This window comes from Roseivirga pacifica, from assembly GCF_900111145.1.
GTDB classification, from domain to species: domain Bacteria; phylum Bacteroidota; class Bacteroidia; order Cytophagales; family Cyclobacteriaceae; genus Roseivirga; species Roseivirga pacifica.
On sequence record NZ_FOIR01000001.1, the window covers coordinates 1,780,693 to 1,804,439 of the forward strand.

Consider the following 23,747-nt stretch of genomic DNA (forward strand, 5'->3'; position numbering starts at 1 on the left):
GCTAAGATAATTCTTGAGCGATTGGTTTTCGCTCTTTTTCATATAGAAGTCCTTCCTTCAACGCATAAGATGAAGCAATGATTTCATCAACAGGAAGATATTCCGTAACAAAAGAGATCAGACAAGAAGCCACTACGATCATATCCACACGCATGCTTACCATGCCCGGAATCTCAAGGCGCTGAGCTTTGTTCTTGATTAACAGCTCTCGATGAATGTCACGATAGTGTTTGATCGGCAGGTTGTAAGTTGTGCCATTTCCTTTCTCCTCAATTTCCTGCTCCTTTCTGTAAATTTCGCAAAGCGTATCGAAAGTGCCAGAGCAACCAACTATGGCTTCGGGTTGATGTTTTGTTATGGCTTCAAGTAATTCGCTTAACTCCGCTTTGAAGAAAGTGAACATATCATCCACACTTTCCTTTGGCATTGGGTCGTGCTTGTGAAATTTATCAAGCAAGCGCTGCGCACCAATTTCAAAACTTTGTTTCCACAGAATATCCTGCTGGTTGCCGATTATGAACTCTACGCTACCACCGCCAATATCCATTGCCAAGTGGTTGGTGTTGCCCATATCCATGGCGGCACGTACGCCTTTAAAAATCAATTCAGCTTCGCGATCTCCAGAAATAATATCAATGGGAATTCCTGTAGTTGATTTGATTTCATCGATCAATTCTTGGCCGTTTTTCGCATTGCGAATGGCACTTGTGGCAACTCCACAAACTTCGGTAACACCAAACTGGTCAATTACGGTTTTGAAAACTTTAAGGGTATGGAGTGCGCGCTTAATGGCGTCTTTGGCAATTCGACCTTTGCTAATGCCGTTTTGCCCAATTTTTACCGCTATTTTTTCTCTGTATAAAGACGTGAGTGACTTGTCGTTGATTTCAACGATGAAGAGGTGAAAAGTATTCGTTCCTAAGTCAATAACGGCCCTGCGCATGCACTAACTCTCTCTTTTTTAGGCTGGCCGAATATAGTTGTTCTTTGCGAATAAACTAAGGTCAAAGCCTATAAATAAATCGGCTCAGAATTCATTTTTAAAGGGTTCTCTATATCTTTGAGCCACAACTTTATTACCTATGGCAACAAATTCCAAACCAAATTCTAACCCAAAACTGCTGAGTAAGAAAGAGAAGTATGAACTCCTAAACGAGAAGAATGCTTTGGCAGAAAAAGGCGGTGGTGAAAAGCGAATTGCATCGCAGCACAAAAAAGGAAAACTAACAGCCCGAGAGCGAATAGATTTGCTCTTGGATAAAGGTTCTTTCGAAGAAATTGGGAAGTTTGTAGAGCACAGAGCGACCGATTTTGGTCTTGACAAAGAAGTGTATTTGGGCGATGGCGTGGTTACGGGTTACGGTACAGTTAACGGCCGATTGATCTACGTTTACTCTCAAGATTTCACTGTTTTTGGAGGTTCACTTTCCGAAACTCATGCCGAGAAAATTTGCAAACTGATGGATTTGGCCATGAAGAATGGCGCTCCGATTATTGGGCTCAATGACTCTGGTGGTGCCCGTATTCAAGAGGGCGTGGTTTCACTTGGCGGTTATGCCGACATTTTCTACCGGAATACACGCGCCTCAGGAATGATCCCTCAGATTTCTGCCATTATGGGGCCATGTGCTGGCGGAGCGGTGTACTCTCCGGCCATTACTGACTTTATTTTTATGGTTGAAAACACCAGTTACATGTTCGTTACAGGGCCAAACGTGGTGAAAACCGTAACACAAGAAGATGTGACTTCCGAAGAACTGGGCGGTGCAAGCACGCACAGTACCAAAAGTGGGGTAACACATTTTGCATCGCCTAATGAGGTGCAATGCCTAAAAGACATTAAGAAGTTGCTGAGCTATATCCCTCAAAACTGTGAAGACAAGCCTTCTGCTTACGATTATGATGCTACTGAAGAGTTAAGACCAGCGCTTGACCATATTATTCCTGATAACCCGAACCAGCCTTACGATATGCGCGAGGTAATCAACAACTTGGTTGATGGTGATTCTTTCTTTGAAGTGCACAAGAACTTTGCAGATAATATAATTGTTGGTTTTGCCAGATTGGGCGGAAAAAGCATTGGTATTGTGGGCAATCAGCCGGCTTCTTTAGCTGGGGTGTTAGATATTGATGCCAGTAATAAAGGCGCACGTTTTGTGCGTTTCTGCGACTGTTTCAATATTCCTTTGTTGGTGTTGGAAGATGTGCCGGGCTTCTTGCCAGGTACAGACCAAGAGTGGAACGGTATTATAACCAACGGGGCTAAGCTACTTTACGCATTCTCCGAGGCTACGGTGCCGAGAATTACGGTGATTACCCGCAAGGCATACGGAGGGGCTTACGATGTGATGAACTCGAAGCACATTGGTGCAGATATGAATTACGCGTGGCCAATGGCCGAAATTGCTGTGATGGGTGCAAAGGGAGCTGCGGAAATTATCTTCAGAAAAGAAATTGCCGCTGCGGACGACCCTGAGGCTAAACTACAGGAGAAAATTGATGAATATACGGCCAAGTTTGCCAACCCTTATAATGCAGCCAGAAGAGGGTATGTTGATGAGGTAATTGAGCCACATGATACGCGCAAAAAACTAATCAGGGCATTCGGAATGCTAGAAAACAAGGTAGATACTTTACCGAAAAAGAAACATGGAAATATTCCGCTTTAAGTGGAATTGAAAAGGTTGAATATGAATAAGACAAGCGAAGAATTTCTATTTAAATATTTGAATAATGCTTCTCCAACGGGCTTCGAAAGTTCTGGGCAGCAGATTTGGCTAGACTATATTAAGCCGTTCACGGATAGCTATTTTACAGATAATTACGGAACAGCAGTTGGTGTTATTAACCCTGATGCTCCTTACAAAGTTGTGATTGAGGCGCATGCCGATGAGATTGCTTGGTTTGTGAACTACATTAGTGATAATGGTTACATCTACGTAGTGCGTAATGGTGGTTCCGATCATCAAATTGCCCCTTCCAAGCGCGTGAATTTGCATGGTGCTAAAGGTGTGGTTAAAGGTGTGTTCGGTTGGCCGGCCATTCACGTAAGGGATAAGGCCAAGGAAGAATCGCCAACTCTTGAAAATATCTTTATCGATGTTGGAGCGGAAAGCAAAGAGGAGGTACTCGAAATGGGAATCCATGTGGGTACGGTAATCACTTTTGAAGACGAGCTATTCAAGCTAAATGATAAATTCCTTTGTGGCAGAGCCCTAGATAACCGCATTGGTGGTTTTATGATAGCTGAGGTGGCTAGAAGACTCAAGGAAAACAAGGTTGAATTGCCTTTTGGCCTTTACGTTGTGAATGCTGTACAAGAGGAAATTGGTTTGCGCGGTGCGGAAATGATTGCAGCCAGAATTAAGCCTGATGTGGCGATTATTACGGACGTTTGCCACGATACGCAGTCGCCAATGTACGACAAGAAAAAGCAGGGAGATCAGAAATGTGGTAGTGGGCCTGTGCTAGCATATGGTCCTGCGGTACACAACAACTTGCTCGATATGGTGATTGGCGTGGCGGAAGACAAGGAAATTCCATTCCAGCGATTTGCATCGTCTAGATCAACAGGTACCGATACCGATGCTTTTGCATACTCCAATGAGGGTGTACCTTCTGCATTGATATCACTGCCGCTAAAATATATGCACACAACGGTTGAAACTGCCCACCAAAAAGATATAGAGGAAGTAATTAACCTGATGTACGAATTCTTAGTACAATTAAAGAGCGGTCACGATTTTAGTTACCTAAAATAATGTCGCTTGTGCGAGACCAAATGGGACGAAGCGTTGGGGTACCAGAGTTACCTCAGCGCATCGTTTCGTTAGTACCCTCACAGACAGAACTGCTTTACGATTTAGGCCTAGGAGATCGTGTGGTTGGTGTAACCAAATTCTGTATTCACCCTAGGGATTGGCGCAAAACAAAGACTATTGTTGGTGGTACCAAAAACTATCGCTTTGACCAAATTGATGCGCTCAAGCCCGATTTAATTATTGGTAACAAAGAGGAAAACGAACGGGAGGGGATTGAGCAATTGGCACAGTCGTACCCGGTTTGGATGAGCGATATTTATACGCTAGCCGATGCATTTGAGATGATGCGTGGAGTCGGTGAAATAACTGGTCTTCAAGATAGGGTAGAGCAGCTGATTGCAGATGTGAAAGGCGGTTTTTCAAAGCTTGAGTTAAAAAACACGGGTAAGCGTGTGCTTTATCTTATTTGGCAAAAACCATATATGGCCGCGGGGTCACAAACCTTTATAGATGAAATGCTGAAGGCATGCGGGTTGGTGAATGCGGCATCAGAAAGTCGTTATCCAGCACTTACCGTAGAGGAGATTCAGGCCCTAAAGCCCGATTTGATCTTTCTTTCTTCAGAGCCTTATCCATTCAAGGAAAAACACCTGAAGGTACTACAAGCGATTACACCGAATAGCGAGGTTAAACTTGTGGATGGTGAAATGTTTAGCTGGTATGGAAGCAGGTTAAGATTAGCCACGACATACTTCCAGACTTTGATGTGAAAAGGAAAGGAGGTCCCCAGCAGACCCCCTCAGTCTAAACGTTACTTAAACACCGCGAATGTATTACACATTCGTGAGTCGTAACACTCCCAAATTTCTTGTTTCTTAAAAGCCTTTTTATTGGCCGAATCTTCCGTAAGCGCAAATTTGTGTGCTCCGCGCCAAGTTTTCTTTTTCCATCTTCGCTTGGTTTCAGCATAGGAGTAGTAAGTTTTCTGGTCAGAAAGACCCATTAACTTTTTTTCGCCAGGGCTTAGGGTGAGTAAGCCGGTGGTGTTCCACTCACCATTGTATGCCTTGTACCTTATGGCTACTTCAATGGCTTCTGTCGAACGGTTTTCGTAGTAAATGTGGTACTGCTTTTTGTATCGAAGAGATTCTTTTGCATGACCAATTGGTTCTACCTCAATGCTAGCGGTGCTAATTTCACTTGGAGTACCTAGTGCTATGGTAGGCAATTGGGCGTAGTGGCTCGTGTTTTCCTCAGTGCTAGAAGAGGTCAAAGCTGTTACTAGGCCCGCACCTAACACAAGTATGTATAGGGCTAAGGTCTTCATATATTTAGGTTACTACGTTTCAAAGGTGAATAATTAATATGTAATTTTCAACATATATTCATAAAAAGTTTTTTGAATACAATATGCTCGATTCAAGGGTTGCTAAAGGTGAGGCCTTGATCGATAGGTAATTACAAACGAAAAAAGCCCCTAGATTGGATCTAGAGGCTTTGATGTTTCCGTTCGTTTAGGGTTACTTTTCTTGAATAAGGAGTGGTCTTATTTCATCTATCCACAAGTCGTAACCTTTTTTATTCATGTGCAGGTCATCTTCTAAAAAGATGTCTTGCTGCAAGGTGCCATCATTCAGCATCATGGTAGACCAAGTATCGGCATAATATACGTTAGGAATTATCATGGAAAGCTTAGCCAGCTTTTCGTTAAACTCCTCATAGGTTTCTTTTAGCTCCCAGCGGGCAATGCTCGGTTTGGCGGAAATAAGTACTATGCTCTCAACACCTTCGTCTAGTAGTTGAGTAACCAGTACCGCTATATCTCCAATTACTGCGTTAGGGGCTTTTCCCGAGTTAATATCATTGTCGCCTTCATAAATAAACACCTGCTTTGGCTTGAATTGCGAAATCAAAAGGTCTTTGTAATGAAGTAGGTCCGAAGTTTCTGATCCACCAAAACCGGTGTTAATCACATTGTGGTTTGGGAAGTAACTTTTAAAGTCGACCCAAAGTCTAATGCTAGAGCTACCGGTAAATACAATTCTATTTGCTTCAGGGTAATTGGCTGCAGCGTTTTCGAATTTCTTTACCTCTTCGGCAAATCGGGCGGGGTCTTGGGCGAAGGCATGTGTGCTAACCAAGGCCACCAATAGTGTTGAAAAAATTATAATGCGTTTCATACTTGTAAAGTAAGGGAAAGCAGGTTTTTATAAAACCGTTTTTTTGTAAGTAAAGTCAATGGAGGTGGGGTGTTACTTTAAAAGCCCTTGGAGCTGTGCATATTGAATGAGCATTATCGTTTTGGCATCTTTAATTTCTCCCGTTTTCACCATTTCTAGTGCTGCTTTAAAAGGAGTTTCCAAAACTTCAATATCTTCATCTGCATCCGTTCCGCCACCTTCAGTTACTTTCATGTTGTCTTCATATTCGCCCACGTACAAATGCGCCAATTCGCTTAAAGTTCCAGGTGATGTGTAGCATTCAAATACTTTCTGCACTTGTTTTACTCGATAGCCGGTTTCTTCTTCCGCCTCTCTAATCACAGCTCCTTCCGGAGAATCATTGTCTAACATACCAGCACAAACCTCGGTTACAAATCCATCTGCTGGCGTGTTTACATAAGCAGGCATGCGAAACTGCTTGGTAAGAATTATGCTGTTTTTATTGCTGTTATAAAGCAGAATGGCCGAGTAGTTGTCCTTGTGATAAACAACACGATCTTGGCGCTGTACCTCACCGTTGTTTTTGGTATAGTCGAATGAAATGTCTTTCAAAGTGAACCATCTATCGGAGATCACTTTCTCATTGATGATCTTAATTCTATCACTCATTTTTAAATTCTGGCTTGGTAGGTGTAAAGTTGATAATATCTGCCTTCTTTGGTAATCAATTCGTCATGCGTGCCACGTTCCGCTATTTCGCCCTTTTCAATCACCAATATTTGATCAGCTTTTTTAATGGTACTTAGCCTATGCGCAATTACAAAGGTGGTTCTTCCTTTCATTAACTCATTCAAACTGGCCTGAATAAACGATTCGCTCTCGGTATCTAGGTTAGAAGTTGCCTCATCTAAAATGAGAATCCTTGGGTCTGCCAAAACAGCTCTGGCAATGGCAATACGCTGTCTTTGGCCACCAGAAAGTTTAACGCCACGCTCGCCAATTACCGTGTTTAAACCTTCTTCAAACCTATCGGTAAACTCGTTTACATAGGCTGCTTTTACAGCGGCTTGCAATTGTTCTTCTGTGGCCTCGGGTCTAGGGAAAAGTATGTTTTCGCGAATAGTACCTTCAAACAAGAAATCGTCTTGCAGAACAACGCCAAGCTTTCTCCTAAAACTTCTTAACTGAACGGTAGAAAGGTCGGTGCCATCTACTGTGATTTTTCCATCGCGTGGATTTAAGAAGGTAGCCACCAAACCTGCGATGGTCGATTTGCCCGAGCCAGATGAGCCAACCAAGGCTGTAACAGAACCTGCTGGTGCATCGAAGTTGATGCCTTTGATTACATCGTTTTCATCTTCATAGGCAAAACTCACATCGTTGAATTTTACGTTGCCTTCAATTTTCTCCAATGCAACTGTTCTGGCGTCATCATCTTCTTCAGAGGCGGTTTGCATGATCTCTTCCGTTCGGTCGAGACCAGCAAATGCTTCGGTAATTTGGCTACCAATGTTTGACATTTGCAATAGGGGGGCTACTACCACAGCCAAATAAGCAATGAAAGCGAAAAGTTGACCCGAAGTCATTTCTCCCTGGATAATGTAGTATCCACCTACACCCAAAATACTTGTAGTAGCTACTCCAGCGAGTAGGAAAGTGGCGGAACTAGAAACAACCGCAGTAGCCGTGAGTGTTTTCTTTATTACCTTGTAAAGCGAATTTACACCATCATCAAATACTTTGATTTCCTGCTTTTCAGCTCCAAATCCTTTAATGACTCTAATGCCATTTAAGGTTTCGGTTAATCGACCGGTTACTTCAGCATTAAGTTTTCCTCGCTTTCTAAATTCTGGTCTTAATATTTTAAAAGCCCGTATAGCTATTACCCCAAATAGGATAATGGGCAAAACAATGAGTGCGGTGAGTTTCGCATTCATATCGATAAGGATAATGAGTACGGCAATGGCGGTAATGGAGCCACCAATAAGCTGCACAAAGCCGGTGCCTACCAAGTTTCTTACCCCTTCTACATCGGTCATAATGCGAGAAACCAAAGCTCCCGATTTTTGACTATCGAAGAAGTTGACAGGTAAGGAGAGAATTTTCTTTTGCACTTGTACCCTCAGCGTGGCAATCAGCTTTTGTGCCTGAACGCTCAATACTCGTGTAAGGATAAACGAGGTAGAGGCCTGAATTACAATAGCGAATACAATAGCACCAACTATGTATTTAAGCTCTTCAATGTCGCCTTTCACTACTACATCATCTATAAGGTATTGTGTGGCTTTAGGTGGAATAATAGTGGCTGCACTTTTAAGCAGAATAAGGATTAAGCCCATTAGGAGCATGCCTCTTTTCGGCCAAATAATCTCATTGAATACTTGTCGAACAGTTATGTTATTGAGTTTTTTCTTTGCCATAAATTAACGGTAACCGGTGACTAACGCCACACATAAAGAATTGATTCAATTTAGGAAAAGATATGTAGTGTAAAAGCTTAAGTCGTGGTTGTAAGTTGACTAAATGGTTAGTTATTATGTATGCAATTTTTTATTTAGCAGAAACTAATCATTGATTTAACAACATGAATCGAAATTTCTGGTTGACCCTTTTTGTATTGGCTTGCTTGGTGTCTTGCAATCAACAAAAAGTTGAAAATGGTTATACATTAAAACCCTCTGACGATTTATTGAGGATTGAGCTGGATAGTCTTACCTCTAACATCAGTAGCTGGTTGGGCTATTATTATGATGCGAAGCTAGATTCAGGGCTGCTGTATTCGGTTGACCCGGTTCGTAACGAGATTGAGCGCTACTCGCTCCAAGACGGTAAACTCTTTGATAAAATGACCTACGACAGAGAAGGACCTAAAGGTGTTGGTACGCTGATTGAAATTGGCATTTTGGGTTTAGATAGTGTGTTGATATTTCCGCCATTCGATAACTCCTTTTATCAATCAAGATTTAGTGATGCTGCCTTGAACAAAGTGGCTTACAATAAACCAGATGAATATTCTCCTATTCGCTCCATGACGAACTATTTCAGTTCGCCAGCCTATACGGATGGGCAGTATATTTACACCAGAACCTTGTTTGGAGGGAATTACATGCTGATGGAAAATGAAGAGCTATCTGAAAAGCCGTTGATGTATCGGGTGAATGTAGCTAGTGGTGCGGTAGAATTTGCGCATTTCACTTTTCCAGATGATTATTGGGCAGATGGAAAAACATCTTATGAGTTTAGCACGGCAGTAAATGGTGGGCAGTTTGCTTTTTCCTTTTACGGGGATCATAACATTTACGTGGCAAGCTCATTTGATGAGGAACTGAGGCCTATTATGGCTAAAAGCAATTACCTACCAGCAGATTTTGAACGTTTGCCCGAAGCTGGCTCCCGCGAGGATAGGTTACGGTATTTTGCAACCACCCAGCATTATGGTAGCCTAATTTATGACGGGTATCGCAATGTCTATTATCGGTTTTGCTACCCGAAAGTTGATTTGAATGGCAGCGAAGATGTAAGGTCACTTGTTCAGTTCCCGCCTGCCTTTTCCATTATGATTTTAGATCGTGAGTTTAAGGTACTCGGAGAGAAGTTGATTGAAAAAGAAAGTCAGCTAGCACCAGGCAATGTGTTTGTTGGGCCAAAGGGGCTTTATATTTCCATTAACCATCCAGATCACCCTGACAATCTTGAGGATTATTTTTCCTTTATGTTGTTTGAGTTGGTGGAGGAGTAGGGGGAGATTCTGAAATAAATTCAGAATGACGGTCTAAGTGGTTTCCCATCATTCTGAATTTGTTATGAAAACTCCCAGAGGAGTATTTCACTCATCTCTTACCATTTCCACATGCTCCCAAAAGCTTGGGTAAGATTTGTTAACAACACTAGGGTCTAAAATCTTAATGGATTGATGGGTTGAGATTGGCGCAAAGGCCATGGCCATGCGGTGGTCTTCGTAAGTTTCCACCTCAATTACTTCTTTGGTCGGCTCAAACTTCGACTTGATCTCCCATACGCCCGGTTCAACCTCTTTAAGCTTTACCTTGAATTTCTTAAGCTCCTTTTTAAGTGCTTTGATACGATCCGTTTCTTTGATTTTCAAGCTTTCAAGGCCTGTCATGCGGCAATGAATGCCTTTGATGCCACAAACTACTGCTACGGTTTGTGCCAGGTCTGGGCAATCGGTAAAGTCGAACTCGAACGATTTGCTATGCGGGATTTTCTGCAGTACCACTCCGTCATCTTCGAAAGTGCTCATTACACCCAGCTGATTCATAATCCGCACAATCGCAATGTCGCCCTGAAGCGATTTTTGTCTTAGCCCTAAAAGCTTCAGTTTGGCTTCATCGGCCAAGGCTACAAAACTATACCAGTAGCTGGCGCCCGACCAATCGGATTCCACTACGTACGGGTATTCTTTGTAGTCTTGCTTCGGAATTTCAATGGTATTGTTGGTCCAAGTTGCCTTCACCCCAAATAGCTTCATCATATCCAATGTCATTTGAATATATGGGCGGCTACCAATTTTGCCTTTTAGATGAATGTTTAGTCCTTGTGGCAATGAAGGAGCAATCATTAGCAGGGCAGAAATGTACTGGCTGCTAACATCGCCTTGAATTTTTACCGTTTCAGACTTTTGTTCTTGCAAAGGCTTAACCTTGTGTGGAGGATAGCCTTCTTCGCCTTTGTATTTGATTTTAGCGCCAATTTTCTTCAGTGCATCTACCAATATTTTAATAGGCCGCTGCTGCATGCGCTCGGTGCCTGTAAGCAAAATGGGTTTGTCCCCAAAAATGGAGTAAGCCGTTAAAAAGCGCATGGTGGTTCCAGCATCAAGTACGTCTAATACCTCATCGTCCGACTTAAGCAGTCGCAACATGGTTTGCGTATCTCTTGCATTGGAAAGATTGTATAAAACAGACTTATTTCCTGAGAGCGCATTGATAATGAGCGCTCTGTTGCTCTCGCTTTTCGAAGCCTCTAGTTGAACCTCTGCGTTCTTTAAATTTGGTCGATGCTTCAGTAAATAGTATTCCAAGCTAATTCTTTAAAGTTTGATAAAAATAAAGCGCATCTAACACCTGCTTTTCGTCTATGGCTATGTCGTAGGTAGCCTCTCCAATTTTGTAAAGCAAGGAGTGATTCAGTAGGTTATTGACATTTTTTTTGTCTTGATACATCAGGGCGATGATAGCTGTGTAGTCTCTCTTGTCAATAGAAAGGTCGGGATAAATTTTTAAAATTGTAGCACAAATTTCATCTAGTTCTGCTTGCGCCAAATTCAGTACTTTTTTTGATAAGTACGCTTCACAAATCATCCCAATGGCTATCGCTTCACCATGTAATAAATGGTTTTTGCTACCCAAATAATGGCTTTCAATAGCATGACCAATGGTGTGGCCAAAGTTGAGTACTTTCCTCAATCCACCCTCAAACGGGTCGGCTGCAACCACCTGTTGTTTTATCTCAATGGAGTGCGCAATTATAGCATTCCAATTAATTTGGTTCAGGCCATCTTTGCACACTTCAGTATAATAGTCGCTATCGGCTATTAAGCCGTGTTTAATTACTTCGGCAAAGCCCGAACGTAATTCTTCGGCAGGTAAAGTTTTAAGAAAATCGGCATCTACTAGTACCGAATGCGGCTCTTTAAAAAAGCCAATGTGATTCTTAAAGCCGTTAAAGTCAATTCCTAGTTTTCCACCCACGTTGGCATCTACAGCCGCCAATAGGGTAGTGGGAATGTTGATGAACTGTATGCCGCGCTTATAGCTTACCGCACAAAAACCACCCATGTCGCCAATTACTCCACCGCCTAAGTTTACCAATAGTGCTTTTCTATCAAAGCTGTGCTCGGTAAGTGCATTCCAAATATGGGTGCAGGTATCTAGGTTTTTATGTGCCTCGCCCGACTTAATTTCGATAAGCAGGTGGGCAGGAAGTAGCGACTTTATTTTAGGGTAGCAGTGCTCAACGGTGTTTTCGTCTACCAGCACTGCTACCTTAGAAAATGTATGCTCTGCGAAAAAATCGCTGAGGCTTGTTTGAATATCATCTATGATGATTTGGCTCATACTTTATTTGAAGTTTTAGCTTCTTTCAACTGGGCCTCTTGGATTTTAACAGATTCTTCGTGAATGGCGAAAAGCATGCTTTTCATGAATTTCTCCGTCATGCCTTTGTTAACCCCGCTTTGAATACGAGACTCCATTACATCTTGCCAGCGGCTCGGCTGAAAAACTGCTAAGTTATGGCCTTTCTTATATTCTCCTATCTGTTTTATTACCTGAAAACGGTCGGCCATCAGTTCGATGATCTGGGTGTCTACTAAATCAACTTTCTGGCGGAATTTGTCAAGCTCGCTAATTGCTTCAGGGTGAGCTTCAATAGATTCACGGAAGTTCAGGTTCTCATAAATGATCTTGAGGGTGTCTGGCGTAATTTGCTGCTTGGCATCGCTCCATGCGTTATCCGGATCGTGGTGCGTTTCGATCATTAGCCCGTCCAATCCAAAGTTAATGGCACGCTGGCTTACCGATGCAATGATTTCTCGGGTTCCGCAAATGTGGCTAGGGTCACAGATTACAGAAATGCCCGGGAGCAATCTTTTAAGGTGTATTGGTAAACTCCACTCTGGTTTGTTTCGGTAGCGTTTTTCGTAAGGATCGCTAAAACCTCTATGAATACCGGCTAGCTTTTTAATGCCCACTTTGTTGAGTCTTTCAAAAGCGCCAAGCCATAATTGTAGATCGGGGTTAATTGGGTTTTTTACCATTACAGGAATGTCGGTACCACGAAGTGCCTCACATATTTCCTGTACTGAGAATGGGTTTACGGTAGTTCTGGCGCCAATCCAAAGTACTTCTACTCCGGCTTTTAGCGCTTGTTCTACATGTTCAGTATTGGCTACCTCTACAGTTACCGGTACATTGAGTGTTTCGCGGGCTATTTCTAGCCAACCCAATGCATCTTCGCCAATGCCTTCGAAAGACCCCGGACGAGTTCTAGGTTTCCATACACCTGCTCTGAATAGTTCTACGCGGCTGCCTTTTAATCCTTTCGCAATCGCTTCAATTTGTTCTGGGCTTTCCGCGCTGCACGGACCGGCAATCAACAAGTGTTCTGATAAACCTAAACCCCAATCTTTGATGTCTACAATTTCCATTTTTTTGGCATAAAAAAAGCCCGATTCTGGTGAACCGGGCTTCAAGTTTCTTTAAAATATAGTCACTAGCAACGGTTCACCTTCCCCAAGCTGATAAAGTAAAAAAAGTAAAAGTAAGCAGTTGCTGTTCTGTTCATGCCCTAAACATATGACTATTCTTTAATAGTCAAAAATTTTATTTCAATTTAGTTCGGAAAACGATTGAAATGTTTTGCATTGGCCTGCTATTATGGTTTAGTCTAAAACTAATACTCATTATTTGCTAATAAGATAGAACGTTGTTGCATTGTTTTGTTCGTCCTCTATGTTTTCAGCAAGTAAAAGTAGGTTGTTCGCTTCAATCGCTTCTTTACTGGAAATTACCGCAGCATGCTTCTCTTTATTGTTCAGCAACTCGTCTACAGCACCAGCGGTACTGGCACTGGCAATAAAAGTAATGTGATGGTATTTGCTGAAGTAGTGTTGTGTTTCTTTAATCGCCATGTGGTGAGAAAAGATCTTTTTGATACTCGCTACCGTGTTGGGGAATGCGCTGCCTAAGCACAGGTTAATTGGCAGCTCGAACGTTTCGAGATGGTTGTAATCCTGAGAGATTCTTTCGAGGTTGTCGTTCACCAAGCCCGAGGAACTGTTTTTAACGGCAACCAGTGCTTTACCAATGGTGCCATTGTTCAATGCTTCAAATATATCGTTGAAGTTGAAGAAGTATCGGTAAGAAAGGTGTGGCAAATACCGCTTTCTGGTAATGTCGTGGTACGTGTTGGCAGGGCCTAGCAGTCCTAATTCTGTCATTTGCTTTTTGGGGTATGCTCTTCCTTACGGTCGAATATCTCTGTTTGTTTTTTCACCGACTGATGATGTAGCAGTCTGAGTAAGTCAATGGTGAAGTCTTTATTTAAGTTAAGCTTTTTTGCCCATTTGGGGCGCGATGTTAATATTTCTTTCCACCGGCTAATCTGAAATATGGCTACGTTGTTATCCTTTTTTATCTCACCAATTTGCTCTATAAGCTTCATTCTTTGAGCGATAGCTTCTAAAACCTGCTGGTCGGCCAAGTCAATTTGTTCGCGAATAATTTCCATTTCAGCTTTATAGCTATCGCCTGAAAAATGTGCTTCGCGAATAATTAACTGATCAATTATTTCAATTAACCTTGCCGGAGTAACCTGTTGTTGCGCATCACTTAGGGCATTGTCTGGGTCAAAGTGGGTTTCAATCATCAACCCGTTAAAGTTCAGGTCGAGTGCTTTTTGGGATAAAGACTCAATCATGGCCCGGCTTCCGCCAATGTGGCTAGGGTCGCAAATCAAAGGCAGCTCAGGAAATTCGCTCTTCAATTCCATAGGGATTTGCCACATGGGTACATTGCGAAATTCCGTTTTCTGATAGGTGTGGAAGCCGCGGTGAATGGCGCCAAGCTGTTTTATGTTTGCTTTGGCAAGTCGTTCCAGCGCACCTTTCCATAGTGCCAACTCTGGGTGAATCGGGTTTTTTACATAAACCGGAACATCTGTTCCCTTAAGTGCAGCGGCTAATTCACTTACGGCAAATGGATTTACCGTAGTGCGCGCCCCAATCCATAATAGATCAATGTTGTGTTTGAGCGCTAGCTCAACATGTTCGGGGGTGGCTACTTCAATGGCTGCTTTAAATGGCGTTTCTTGGCGCAGGTTATTCATCCATATTAGTGCATCTTCTCCTGCGCCTTCAAAGTTTCCAGGTCGGGTGCGAGGTTTCCAAACACCGGCACGTACAAAGTCCACTTTATGGAGAATGGGGAATATACTTTTTCTCAATTGTTCCTCAGACTCCGCACTGCATGGTCCTGCAATCAGTAGGGGAGAATTATTGGATTTTAACTGTCCTTTCTTACCTTCCGCGCTCATTCATTTTTATGTTTTGCCAATGATACAACAAATGTACTAGCGATTGAGTTTGTTGCTATATTTGCGGCCTTGAATTTGAGCACCTATGGAATTAAAAAAGTTCGTTGATTTTGATCAGCTGGAAACAGCTTTTCGGGCTAAGACGGATGAGGCACTTCGCAAACGTCATTTTATTTTTTCTACCATGAAGTACCCCTGGTTGGTAAAGATTGGTACTTCATTGACTAAATTTTCTTTGGCCGCGGGCTTACCGGTTAAAGGATTAATTAAGTCTACCATTTTCGATATTTTTTGTGGAGGCGAAACTTTGGATGGCTGCCAAAGAAGTTCCAACGAACTTGCTGCTTTTAAAATTGGCGCCATTTTCGATTACTCGGTAGAGGGCGAAAGCTCCGAGCAAGGCTTTGACGATACCACCCAAGAGCTACTAAGGTCCATTGAAAGGGCTGGTGAGATGGAGTTTATCCGATTTGCTGCTTTTAAAATTACTGGGCTAGCATCTTTTGAGCTTTTGGAGAAAATTCACGCAGGCGAAAAGTTAAGCCAGAAGGAGGAAGCGGCTTGGGAGCGAGTAAAGCAAAGGGTTGAAAGCATTTGCTCTTTGGCTTCTCAAAAAGATGTTTCCGTTTTGATTGATGCGGAAGAAACGTGGATTCAAAAAGCTGTTGACGACTTGAGCATTGACATGATGCACAAGTACAATCGTGAAAAGGCGATTGTGTTCTATACATTCCAAATGTATTGCCACAGTATGCTCGAGAACTTAAAGCGGATTCATGCAGATGCGAGAACGCGTGGTTATCGCCTTGGAGCCAAACTAGTGCGTGGTGCTTACATGGAAAAGGAAAGTAAGCGTGCCGAAGAAATGGGCTATGAAAACCCAATTCAACCCAATAAAGCAGCTACAGATAGAGATTTTGACGATGCCATGCACTATTGCATACAAAACATCCATGAAATCGGGCTATTTGCTGGTTCGCACAACGAAGAATCGAACTACAAACTCACCTTGTTTATGGAAGAATACGGGATGATGCCGGGCGATCACCGTGTGTACTTTGCACAGCTTTATGGCATGAGTGACCATATTTCTTTCAACCTGGCAGATGCTGGGTACAACGTGATTAAATATGTGCCTTATGGACCGCTAAAGGCCACCATTCCTTACCTTATTAGAAGGGCGAACGAAAATACTTCGGTAAAAGGGCAGAGTAGCCGAGAGCTAATGTTGCTCTCGAAAGAACTGAAAAGAAGAAAAGCCTTTAAAAAAGAACTGGGACACCAAGATAAGTTCTAACAGTAAGGCCATTTAGCTTTTATTTAATCTCTCTGAATCATTAACTTTGCGCTCCTTTTAAAAATTAAAGAAGCTTTATGCAAAACTTAAGCGAACAGGAAATTCAGAGAAGGCAAGAGAAAGAAGAACTCGAGCACCTTGGTATCAATCCATATCCTTCAACAACTTTTGAAGTAAGTCATTACTCAAAGGACATTAAGAAGGATTTTGATAAGAACCCTGAGGCGTTTAAGGAAGTAACCTTGGCCGGCCGAATGATGAGTCGTAGAATTATGGGGTCTGCTTCTTTTGCTGAGCTGCAAGATGCTAAAGGCCGTATTCAGGTTTATGTTGCCCGTGACGAGGTGAGTCCGGGTGAAGATAAAACTACCTATAATACGGTTTTCAAAAAGATATTGAGTATCGGTGATTTCATCGGTATTAAAGGCTACGTTTTCAAAACTAAGGTGGGCGAGATTTCAGTGCATGTAACAGAACTTACGGTACTATCGAAATCGCTTAAGCCACTGCCGCTACCAAAAACTGATGCCGAGGGCAAAGTGCACGATGCATTTACCGATCCGGAGCAACGTTACCGTCAGCGCTATGTCGACTTAGTGGTAAATCCTCAGGTAAAAGATACTTTCGTTAAGCGTACGCAATTGGTAAACTCTATGAGGAACTTCTTGGCCGATAAGGGTTATTTGGAAGTTGAAACGCCAATTCTTCAGCCACTTTATGGTGGTGCGGCCGCACGCCCGTTCAAAACGCATCACAACACATTGGACATGACGCTCTATTTGCGTATTGCCAATGAGCTTTACCTAAAGCGTTTAATCGTTGGTGGTTTCGATGGCGTGTTCGAATTCTCAAAAGACTTCAGAAATGAGGGAATGTCCCGTTTTCACAATCCAGAGTTTACGCAAGTAGAACTGTACGTAGCCTATAAAGACTACAACTGGATGATGGACACCGTGGAGGCTATGATCGAAAAAGTAGCGATTGACTTACACGGCACTACTGAAGTTCAGGTAGGCGAGAATAAAATCAACTTCCAAAGACCTTGGAAGCGCTTTACCATGTTCGAGGCTATTGAGCATTTTACAGGAGTAGATATTTCTGAAATGAACGAAGATGAGCTTCGTGCAACTGCAGAAAAACTTAATGTAGAAGTAGACGAAACAATGGGTAAAGGAAAGTTGATCGATGAGATTTTTGGTGAGCACTGTGAGCCGAAGTTGATTCAACCAACTTTCATTACAGATTACCCAGTGGAGATGTCGCCATTAGCTAAAAAACACAATACTAAAGAAGGCTTGGTTGAGCGTTTTGAAGCTATCTGTAATGGTAAAGAGATTTGTAATGCGTTTTCTGAGTTGAACGACCCAATCGATCAGCGCCAGCGTTTCGAAGAGCAATTGGAGCTTGGTAAGCGTGGAGACGATGAGGCAATGGTGCTAGATGAAGATTTCCTTCGTGCACTTGAATATGGTATGCCACCAACAGCTGGTTTAGGTGTAGGTATCGACCGATTGTCTATGATCATGACCAATTCTAATTCTATTCAGGATGTGCTTTTCTTCCCACAAATGAAGCCTGAGAAGAAAGTGACAGTTGCTTTAAGCGAAGAGGGCAAAGCCATTTTGGAAGATCTAAAGAAGGCGGGTACCATTGAGCTCAATGCATTGAAAGAGCAAGCAGGACTTTCTAACAAAAAATGGGATAAGGCGATTAAGGAGTTAACCAAGAACGGGCTAGCCAAGGTTGAGAAAACAGAAGATGGACTATTTGTTCACGCTGTTTAAGCCCAAATAAAAAATAATGATAGAGCCAGGTTAGTAATAGCCTGGCTTTTTTATTTAGTGCGAAACCATTTTTAGCCCAATAATTGACCCAATAAGTGTGAAAAGGAAGAACAGCCTAAGGAATGTTGCGGGTTCTTTAAAAACTAAAATGCCAACTAATACGGTGCCTGTTACACCAATACCCGTCCAAACAGCGTAAGCGGTGCCAAGGGGGAGTGTTTGTGTTGCTTTAATCAAAAGCAACATGCTGGTACTTAGCGCAACCAGAAAACCACCATACCATAAATACATTTCTCTGCCAACTGCTTCTTTGGCCTTACCCAAACAAAGTGTAAAGGCTACCTCGAACAAACCTGCGATTACTAATACTATCCAGTTCATGATCTTTAAATTTTTCACAAAGGTCAGGAACTGGGAGGTAAGAAAAATTTACAAATGATAAGAAATCACTTTAATTGAGCCCTGATGCGGCTTAGGCTCACGGGAGTAATGCCTAGGTACGATGCTATGTGGCCAACTTGAACTCTATTGATAAGGTCTGGCTTTGTGCTTAAGAGTTCTTCATAACGCTCTTTGGCGCTCCTAAGCTGTCGGTTTATAAACTGACTTTCGGTTTTTATTAGTTCTAATTCAGCAAACTTTCGGCCCCAATTGGCAACCTCAATGTCTTGGGTGAATAATTCTTGAAGCCTAGAACTGCTTAGCGCGTATAGTGTGCAGTCTTCTAGTAGCTCTATGTTTTCGTAACCAAACTGTTGATTGATATAGCTGTTCATGGAAACTACGGTGTCACCTTCTTTACCAAACCAAAAGGTAATTTCTGTATCATCTTTAGTGGTATAGGCTCTAACAATTCCTTTTTTAACAAAGTAAAGCTTGTGTTCAATCCGGTCGTTTTTAATTAGAAGGTGCCTTTTAGGGAGCACAACCTCTGAAATATGGCTAATTAGCTTTTCCTTCGAAAGGTCGCTCAAGGGGTAGATATTGTCCAGAATCTCGCCAATTTCCATATGCATGAAGGTAATGGCTTTTTGCTAATGTTAAAATGTTGTGCGTATAGGACTTTGAAATGCCAGGAAGCCTTTAGTTGTCGAATTGCGTTCTTCTACGGCTCAGTTTTAGGTCTTTTAGTGCAGACGCTTTAATCTGAATGTCAATACTGTAAGAAGTGTAAACGCCAAATGGAATCCAGCTCGCGTTCATTTGCCAGCAACCTAAATCTCGGAATATACCAATTGAGGTTTGGGTTGGCTCTTTGGCGTCAAAGTCGTAGCCTGAGTTAAATGTCACATCCCATTTCGGTGTTAGCGCTACCTGACCGTACATCTTCACAGATTTACGCGTTCGTGTGCCACTCGATGGATTCCAAGAGTAGCTGTAGTCAAAGCTCATTCTTACGTTCCAAGGTATGCTAATGTCTACATAGGCATTGGGGTCGTAAAAGTATTGCGCCATAGTACTGCTTAATTGTCCTCCAGCATTCATGGAGCCATATTCGCCTTCCTGGTCATCAATATAGCCGCTACCTAAGCCCATGGGGTTATTGTTGATTGAGCGTGTATTGGCATTTGGGCTGCTCGAGGCTTTGGAGTTTAGGTTGGTGCTTAAGGAAAGCCTGGCGCTGGTTAAACGGCCAATTCCTTGCCCTGATTTCCAAGCGTAAATATCCCTTCTTTGTAGCGTACTGTTCTCGCTACTAGTAGCAGAGTAAGTGTATGGGTCTAACGTACCGCCTGCATTTACGCTAAGTTTTCTATTGAAAAGCGTGGTTCTTGCATTAATACTGATTGTTGAAAGTGCAAAGGAGTCGGCCAAGAAGTTGTAGCTACCACCTAAACTGAGGTTGTCAAGAATCGACTTGTTTTCCGATTTAGCCGTATCGCTGCGTACTTTCATTTCAATTTTGTTGCTCACATTAAAGCTCAACGATGCTGACTCTCCTAGCCCAGGCGAACCGTACAGAAAGCCATCATAAATAGAAAGTAACTGGTAGCGGCCACCATCGGTGGTGTCTGTTTGTACTTCTTTATAAAAGCCATATTGCGATTGGCTGTAGTCTGGTCGGTAGCTAAAGCTAATGCCCGGAGTCATTGTGTGTCTTATGGCTTCCACCTTGCTATAGGGGTTGGAGTTGGTAAACGTACCGTATAGTTGGGTGCCAATGCTTACACCTGCACTGTACGTGGTAGCGGCACTAAAGCCGTTTAACGTGTCGATTCTTACAGCATTCTCACTTTCTATAAATGTGTAATCGAGCTCTTTTAAGTACCACAGTTGCTCTACATTAAATGATGGTGAAACGTTCAGGTTATTAAGAATGGGGAAACCCGTTGAAATAGGAATACGCATTCTCGCTCCGTTCTGTGCGTTATCCAGCAATTCACCCAATGTGTCGAAGCCAACTGAAATGGTGTCGGTTTCTTCCGCTCTGTTCGAAATGTCGTAACTGGCAGATGGTGCGCGTACAATGTTGGTTACCCTATTAGACAGGTTTACGTCCCAACCAACACTTAGCTTTTTTAGAATTTCCGGCTCCATTCTTTTTAGCGGGAAAATTCTGTTCATACTCATGTTGAATTCCGGCAACGACACATCAATTATATTGGTTTGAATGTTCTGGCTATGTCTACCAGAAACCGAATAACTAAAAGGGGTGCCAGGTATGGTACCGCTATAACTCAAGTTTGAACGGAACTCCGAACGAACATTACTCTGAAAGTTGTTCAGATTTAGGTTATTCTGATTGTAAGTGCTGGTACCCACATTAACCTGTGCCGAAAATCTAGAGTTTCTACCCAAAGATTCTGGTCTGTGCGACCATGTAAGCCAAAAGTCTTTAGAGTCAAGGCCGTCAGTTTCGTAAGCCGGAGTTTGGTTTCTGTTGTAAGACAGCTGTAGCTGTCCACTGTATTTGTAGCGTACTTTGTAAACATTACGCATGTTCAGTGCCCAACTACCTTTGGAGTAAATATCGCCCGTTAATGCCGTATGAAGTTTGTCGCTCCATACTTGGTAGTAGCCACCATCGCGTAAGTAGAGTCCTCTTCTTTGTTCATCTCCGTATTTAGGAAAAAGTATGCCCGAAGTAGCCTCTTGCGTATCGGGGAAAAATCCAAAAGGTAAACCCAGAGGGGTAGGAATATCGCCTATGTATAAAAGGAACGGTCCTGTAATTACACTTTTGCCAGGAATGATCTTGATCTTTTTAGCCTTAATATAAGTGGTGGCATTTGGGTCGTCTAAGCAGGGTGTGTATCTGCCGTTTTTAATGTACGCACTTTGGTCGGGGTTTCGTTTTACCACCTCACCCCTTAGGTAACCATCGGGCTGTTCGGCAGCTACGCCCGAAATTCGAGCCCTTTGTGTCACAAAATTGTACCTTATCTCTTCTGTTTCAAACCTATCACTTCCATCCTGAAAAATGGGGCGTCCTTCCCATACACCAAGAGAGTCTTGCACGCCCATGGCATGCAATTCGTTTTTATTTCTGTCGATTATTATGCGTTCGGCAGTTAACTTTATATCACCATACTCAATGTAAGCGTTTCCGTATAAGTAGGTTACATTCGTGCGGGTTTTGGTGATAATCGAGTCTTCGGCAAAATATTTTACCGTAGTTTCGAATGTACTTTTAGGAATAGTATCGTTTACAGAAAGGCTATCTTGCGCTGCGGGGAGCGTTTTTAAAGAATCGGCACGATTTTGAATAACAGGTATGGTGTCGGCATTCAGTCGCCTTTCTTGCGCTTGAAGCCCACTTATAATAAGTATTAGAAAAAAAGTAAAGACTATGACCTTTCGGGAAAACACGCGTTTTTTCGGTTTTTCGGAATTTTTCAGATTTTTGCGTAAAGTTATTCCAATAAGCCGTTTCATTAGCAATACAGTGAAAAATTATCTGATTCTTATAGTTGTAATGTTCCTTTTAGCCTTTAATGTCAATGCGCAAGGGCCAGAGGCTAAACCAAAAAGGAAATATAAAGTTGTATTAGATGCTGGGCATGGCGGTAAGGACCATGGCACAAGGGGGGCTGTTCTTAGAGAGAAAGATGTGGTGCTAAAAGTTACCCTTAAAGTGGGCGAGTATTTGGAAACCCTGACAGACAATATTGAAGTAATTTATATTCGTAAAACAGATGAGTACAGTCATCCGGCTGAACGTGCAAAGCTAGCCAACGAAAAGGAGGCCGATTTGTACGTGTCGATCCATGCAAATGCCATGCCACCAGGTAACTCCCATATATTCGGAACAGAAACTTATGTAATGGGAACTAAAAATGAAGGAAGAAACTTTGAAGTAGCAAAGCGCGAAAACTCAGTAATTTTGCTTGAGGAGAATTACGAAGAGATATATCAGGGCTTCGACCCGAACTCACCAGAGGTGAATATTATGTTCGAGATCATGCAGGAGGCCTATCAGGAAAACAGTATTTTTCTGGCGCAAACTGTGGAAGAGCAGTTCGATAAGCGGGCTGGTAGAAAAAGTAGGGGAGTGAAGCAATCGAGCCTTTGGGTACTGTGGAATACGGCTATGCCAAGTGTGTTGATTGAATTAGGGTATTTGACCAACCCCGATGAAGAAAAAGATTTGGGCTCAAAAAAGGTTCAGGACTATTTGGCTTCGGCAATTTTTAGGTCAGTAAGAGATTATTTTAAATACGTAGAATCGACCGAGAACTAGTGGCAAGAACGAAAGAATTTAAAGTAGGGCTGTTTACGTTGCTTATGGCAGCGTTCTTATACATAGGTTTTAACTATCTAAGAGGATTAAATGTGTTCTCGCCTTTAAACACATACTATGTAAAATACCAAAACATTAGTGGGCTGAACAAGGGGGATAAAGTAATCCTTAATGGCCTTGATGTTGGAACAGTAATCGAAAGAAAGTTTAGCGATGCACAGTACAGTGAAATATTGGTTGAGCTGGCTGTGGATAAAACCATTGTGCTTACCGATAGCACCTTTGCGCGTTTGGCAAAACCAGACTTTTTGGGTGGTGTAGAAATACAATTGATCTTGAAACCCGGTGGAATGCGCGTTTTAGAGTCGGGTGATACGTTAGTTGGCGATATTGATCGCGGAGTAGCCGAACTGCTAACGCAAGAGGGACTTTCTGCTGCCAACCAGCTTTCATCACTTGTGAGCAAAATTGATGATGTGCTTTCGCCTTTTGCCGATAAAAGTGACAGCATCGCAATGGCGATTGATAACTTCACCACTTTCTCTCGTGAACTTGTGCTTACCACGCGCGAGACCCGTTTTACATTAGAGCAACTCAAACTAAAAATGGATTATGTTACTGATTCGTTAGTGGCAGCAATGGGAGGAGTTAAGCCTTTACTAGAAGAATATCAGCAATTGGGTGAAAAGCTCAATGCAGTTAATATAGAATCTCGACTTCAACGAATCGATACCGTGTTAATGGGTACCGAGCAGTTCCTTACTAAACTGAATTCTGGTGAAGGCACTCTTGGTAAGCTAATGTCGAACGATTCGCTTTACAATAACCTCAACCTCGCCATGGCAGACTTGGATAGTTTGCTTATCGACTTCCGCTATAATCCGAAGCGCTATGTGAATGTTTCCATCTTTGGTAGAGCCAGTCGTCCACCGGCCGAAGGCAGAGAAAAAGCCAAACGAAAAAGAAATTAGTAGGCACTCCGCCAAACCACATGGTTTGAATTTAAGT

The 23,747-nt window shown here is 42.5% G+C and carries 21 protein-coding genes; 8 read left to right on the plus strand and 13 right to left on the minus strand.

Annotation, left to right across the window (positions count from 1 at the left end; all coding sequences use genetic code 11):
- Position 1 precedes the first annotated feature (1 nt).
- Positions 2-943, minus strand: a complete 942-nt coding sequence (locus BMW98_RS08025) for a Ppx/GppA phosphatase family protein (protein WP_090257981.1) — start codon at positions 941-943, stop codon at positions 2-4.
- Between the two features lie 139 nt (positions 944-1,082).
- Here BMW98_RS08025 and BMW98_RS08030 point away from each other — a divergent pair, with 139 nt between their 5' ends.
- Genes BMW98_RS08030 through BMW98_RS08040 form a run of 3 tightly spaced genes read left to right on the plus strand, consistent with a single transcriptional unit; the run spans position 1,083 to position 4,531 of the window.
- Positions 1,083-2,669 carry an acyl-CoA carboxylase subunit beta gene (locus BMW98_RS08030; protein WP_090257982.1) on the plus strand — a complete coding sequence of 529 codons (1,587 nt, stop codon included), beginning with the start codon at positions 1,083-1,085 and terminating at the stop codon, positions 2,667-2,669.
- Positions 2,670-2,690: 21 nt separating this feature from the next.
- Complete coding sequence (locus BMW98_RS08035; RefSeq protein ID WP_090257983.1) at positions 2,691-3,761, plus strand: M42 family metallopeptidase; 1,071 nt, start codon at positions 2,691-2,693, stop codon at positions 3,759-3,761.
- Positions 3,761-4,531 carry an ABC transporter substrate-binding protein gene (locus BMW98_RS08040; protein ID WP_090257984.1) on the plus strand — a complete coding sequence of 257 codons (771 nt, stop codon included), beginning with the start codon at positions 3,761-3,763 and terminating at the stop codon, positions 4,529-4,531. The genes BMW98_RS08035 and BMW98_RS08040 overlap by 1 nt, the downstream gene beginning before the upstream one ends.
- A 41-nt stretch (positions 4,532-4,572) precedes the next feature.
- On the opposite strand, the gene BMW98_RS08045 is transcribed toward BMW98_RS08040, so the two are convergent.
- The 4 genes from BMW98_RS08045 to BMW98_RS08060 all read right to left on the minus strand — a co-directional run bounded on the left by BMW98_RS08045 (position 4,573) and on the right by BMW98_RS08060 (position 8,343).
- The gene (locus BMW98_RS08045) at positions 4,573-5,088 is read right to left on the minus strand and encodes a DUF1036 domain-containing protein (protein WP_090257985.1); all 516 of its coding nucleotides are present in this window, start codon (positions 5,086-5,088) and stop codon (positions 4,573-4,575) included.
- A 193-nt stretch (positions 5,089-5,281) separates the two neighbouring features.
- A complete protein-coding gene (locus tag BMW98_RS08050) occupies positions 5,282-5,941 on the minus strand; it encodes a GDSL-type esterase/lipase family protein (protein WP_090257986.1) in 660 nt (219 codons plus the stop codon).
- A 72-nt stretch (positions 5,942-6,013) separates the two neighbouring features.
- Entirely contained in the window at positions 6,014-6,592 is a 579-nt protein-coding gene (locus BMW98_RS08055) for an NUDIX domain-containing protein (RefSeq protein WP_090257987.1), read from the minus strand.
- A 2-nt stretch (positions 6,593-6,594) separates the two neighbouring features.
- Positions 6,595-8,343 carry an ABC transporter ATP-binding protein gene (locus BMW98_RS08060; RefSeq protein ID WP_090257988.1) on the minus strand — a complete coding sequence of 583 codons (1,749 nt, stop codon included), beginning with the start codon at positions 8,341-8,343 and terminating at the stop codon, positions 6,595-6,597.
- Between the two features lie 164 nt (positions 8,344-8,507).
- Here BMW98_RS08060 and BMW98_RS08065 point away from each other — a divergent pair, with 164 nt between their 5' ends.
- Positions 8,508-9,662 (plus strand): DUF4221 family protein, encoded by a 1,155-nt coding sequence (locus BMW98_RS08065; RefSeq protein ID WP_090257989.1) that lies wholly within the window; start codon positions 8,508-8,510, stop codon positions 9,660-9,662.
- Between the two features lie 87 nt (positions 9,663-9,749).
- On the opposite strand, the gene BMW98_RS08070 is transcribed toward BMW98_RS08065, so the two are convergent.
- The 5 genes from BMW98_RS08070 to BMW98_RS08090 form a co-directional block, all read right to left on the minus strand.
- Positions 9,750-10,964, minus strand: coding sequence for a 3-phosphoshikimate 1-carboxyvinyltransferase (locus BMW98_RS08070; RefSeq protein ID WP_090257990.1), 1,215 nt, complete (start codon positions 10,962-10,964; stop codon positions 9,750-9,752).
- A gap of 1 nt (position 10,965) precedes the next feature.
- The gene (gene aroB / locus BMW98_RS08075; RefSeq protein ID WP_090257991.1) at positions 10,966-12,000 is read right to left on the minus strand and encodes a 3-dehydroquinate synthase; all 1,035 of its coding nucleotides are present in this window, start codon (positions 11,998-12,000) and stop codon (positions 10,966-10,968) included.
- Positions 11,997-13,091 (minus strand): bifunctional 3-deoxy-7-phosphoheptulonate synthase/chorismate mutase type II, encoded by a 1,095-nt coding sequence (locus BMW98_RS08080; protein ID WP_090258247.1) that lies wholly within the window; start codon positions 13,089-13,091, stop codon positions 11,997-11,999. Before BMW98_RS08080 ends, aroB begins: the two co-directional genes overlap by 4 nt.
- 255 nt (positions 13,092-13,346) lie before the next feature.
- Entirely contained in the window at positions 13,347-13,883 is a 537-nt protein-coding gene (locus tag BMW98_RS08085; RefSeq protein ID WP_090257992.1) for a prephenate dehydratase domain-containing protein, read from the minus strand.
- Positions 13,880-14,977, minus strand: coding sequence for a chorismate mutase (locus tag BMW98_RS08090; protein ID WP_090257993.1), 1,098 nt, complete (start codon positions 14,975-14,977; stop codon positions 13,880-13,882). Before BMW98_RS08090 ends, BMW98_RS08085 begins: the two co-directional genes overlap by 4 nt.
- Before the next feature lie 85 nt (positions 14,978-15,062).
- Between BMW98_RS08090 and BMW98_RS08095 the strand changes: the two genes are divergently transcribed.
- Positions 15,063-16,274, plus strand: coding sequence for a proline dehydrogenase family protein (locus tag BMW98_RS08095; protein WP_090257994.1), 1,212 nt, complete (start codon positions 15,063-15,065; stop codon positions 16,272-16,274).
- Positions 16,275-16,351: 77 nt separating this feature from the next.
- Positions 16,352-18,058, plus strand: a complete 1,707-nt coding sequence (lysS, locus tag BMW98_RS08100) for a lysine--tRNA ligase (RefSeq protein ID WP_090257995.1) — start codon at positions 16,352-16,354, stop codon at positions 18,056-18,058.
- Between the two features lie 54 nt (positions 18,059-18,112).
- Here lysS and BMW98_RS08105 read toward each other — a convergent pair whose 3' ends face one another.
- The 3 genes from BMW98_RS08105 to BMW98_RS08115 form a co-directional block, all read right to left on the minus strand.
- Entirely contained in the window at positions 18,113-18,439 is a 327-nt protein-coding gene (locus tag BMW98_RS08105) for a DMT family transporter (protein WP_090257996.1), read from the minus strand.
- A 65-nt stretch (positions 18,440-18,504) separates the two neighbouring features.
- Positions 18,505-19,074 (minus strand): Crp/Fnr family transcriptional regulator, encoded by a 570-nt coding sequence (locus BMW98_RS08110; RefSeq protein ID WP_222843607.1) that lies wholly within the window; start codon positions 19,072-19,074, stop codon positions 18,505-18,507.
- A gap of 67 nt (positions 19,075-19,141) precedes the next feature.
- Positions 19,142-21,868 carry a putative LPS assembly protein LptD gene (locus BMW98_RS08115; protein WP_090257998.1) on the minus strand — a complete coding sequence of 909 codons (2,727 nt, stop codon included), beginning with the start codon at positions 21,866-21,868 and terminating at the stop codon, positions 19,142-19,144.
- Between the two features lie 76 nt (positions 21,869-21,944).
- Here BMW98_RS08115 and BMW98_RS08120 point away from each other — a divergent pair, with 76 nt between their 5' ends.
- A complete protein-coding gene (locus BMW98_RS08120; protein WP_245733515.1) occupies positions 21,945-22,739 on the plus strand; it encodes an N-acetylmuramoyl-L-alanine amidase family protein in 795 nt (264 codons plus the stop codon).
- Complete coding sequence (locus tag BMW98_RS08125) at positions 22,739-23,710, plus strand: MlaD family protein (protein WP_090258000.1); 972 nt, start codon at positions 22,739-22,741, stop codon at positions 23,708-23,710. Before BMW98_RS08120 ends, BMW98_RS08125 begins: the two co-directional genes overlap by 1 nt.
- The last annotated feature ends 37 nt before the right edge of the window (positions 23,711-23,747 follow it).

Excerpts from the sequence above, each read along its gene's own strand:
- BMW98_RS08025 (WP_090257981.1), bottom strand. The coding sequence starts at position 943 with ATGCGCAGGGCCGTTATTGACTTAGGAACGAATACTTTTCACCTCTTC.
- BMW98_RS08030 (WP_090257982.1), top strand. The coding sequence starts at position 1,083 with ATGGCAACAAATTCCAAACCAAATTCTAACCCAAAACTGCTGAGTAAG.
- BMW98_RS08035 (WP_090257983.1), top strand. The coding sequence starts at position 2,691 with ATGAATAAGACAAGCGAAGAATTTCTATTTAAATATTTGAATAATGCT.
- BMW98_RS08040 (WP_090257984.1), top strand. The coding sequence starts at position 3,761 with ATGTCGCTTGTGCGAGACCAAATGGGACGAAGCGTTGGGGTACCAGAG.
- BMW98_RS08045 (WP_090257985.1), bottom strand. The coding sequence starts at position 5,088 with ATGAAGACCTTAGCCCTATACATACTTGTGTTAGGTGCGGGCCTAGTA.
- BMW98_RS08050 (WP_090257986.1), bottom strand. The coding sequence starts at position 5,941 with ATGAAACGCATTATAATTTTTTCAACACTATTGGTGGCCTTGGTTAGC.
- BMW98_RS08055 (WP_090257987.1), bottom strand. The coding sequence starts at position 6,592 with ATGAGTGATAGAATTAAGATCATCAATGAGAAAGTGATCTCCGATAGA.
- BMW98_RS08060 (WP_090257988.1), bottom strand. The coding sequence starts at position 8,343 with ATGGCAAAGAAAAAACTCAATAACATAACTGTTCGACAAGTATTCAAT.
- BMW98_RS08065 (WP_090257989.1), top strand. The coding sequence starts at position 8,508 with ATGAATCGAAATTTCTGGTTGACCCTTTTTGTATTGGCTTGCTTGGTG.
- aroB (WP_090257991.1), bottom strand. The coding sequence starts at position 12,000 with ATGAGCCAAATCATCATAGATGATATTCAAACAAGCCTCAGCGATTTT.
- BMW98_RS08080 (WP_090258247.1), bottom strand. The coding sequence starts at position 13,091 with ATGGAAATTGTAGACATCAAAGATTGGGGTTTAGGTTTATCAGAACAC.
- BMW98_RS08085 (WP_090257992.1), bottom strand. The coding sequence starts at position 13,883 with ATGACAGAATTAGGACTGCTAGGCCCTGCCAACACGTACCACGACATT.
- BMW98_RS08090 (WP_090257993.1), bottom strand. The coding sequence starts at position 14,977 with ATGAGCGCGGAAGGTAAGAAAGGACAGTTAAAATCCAATAATTCTCCC.
- BMW98_RS08095 (WP_090257994.1), top strand. The coding sequence starts at position 15,063 with ATGGAATTAAAAAAGTTCGTTGATTTTGATCAGCTGGAAACAGCTTTT.
- lysS (WP_090257995.1), top strand. The coding sequence starts at position 16,352 with ATGCAAAACTTAAGCGAACAGGAAATTCAGAGAAGGCAAGAGAAAGAA.
- BMW98_RS08105 (WP_090257996.1), bottom strand. The coding sequence starts at position 18,439 with ATGAACTGGATAGTATTAGTAATCGCAGGTTTGTTCGAGGTAGCCTTT.
- BMW98_RS08110 (WP_222843607.1), bottom strand. The coding sequence starts at position 19,074 with ATGCATATGGAAATTGGCGAGATTCTGGACAATATCTACCCCTTGAGC.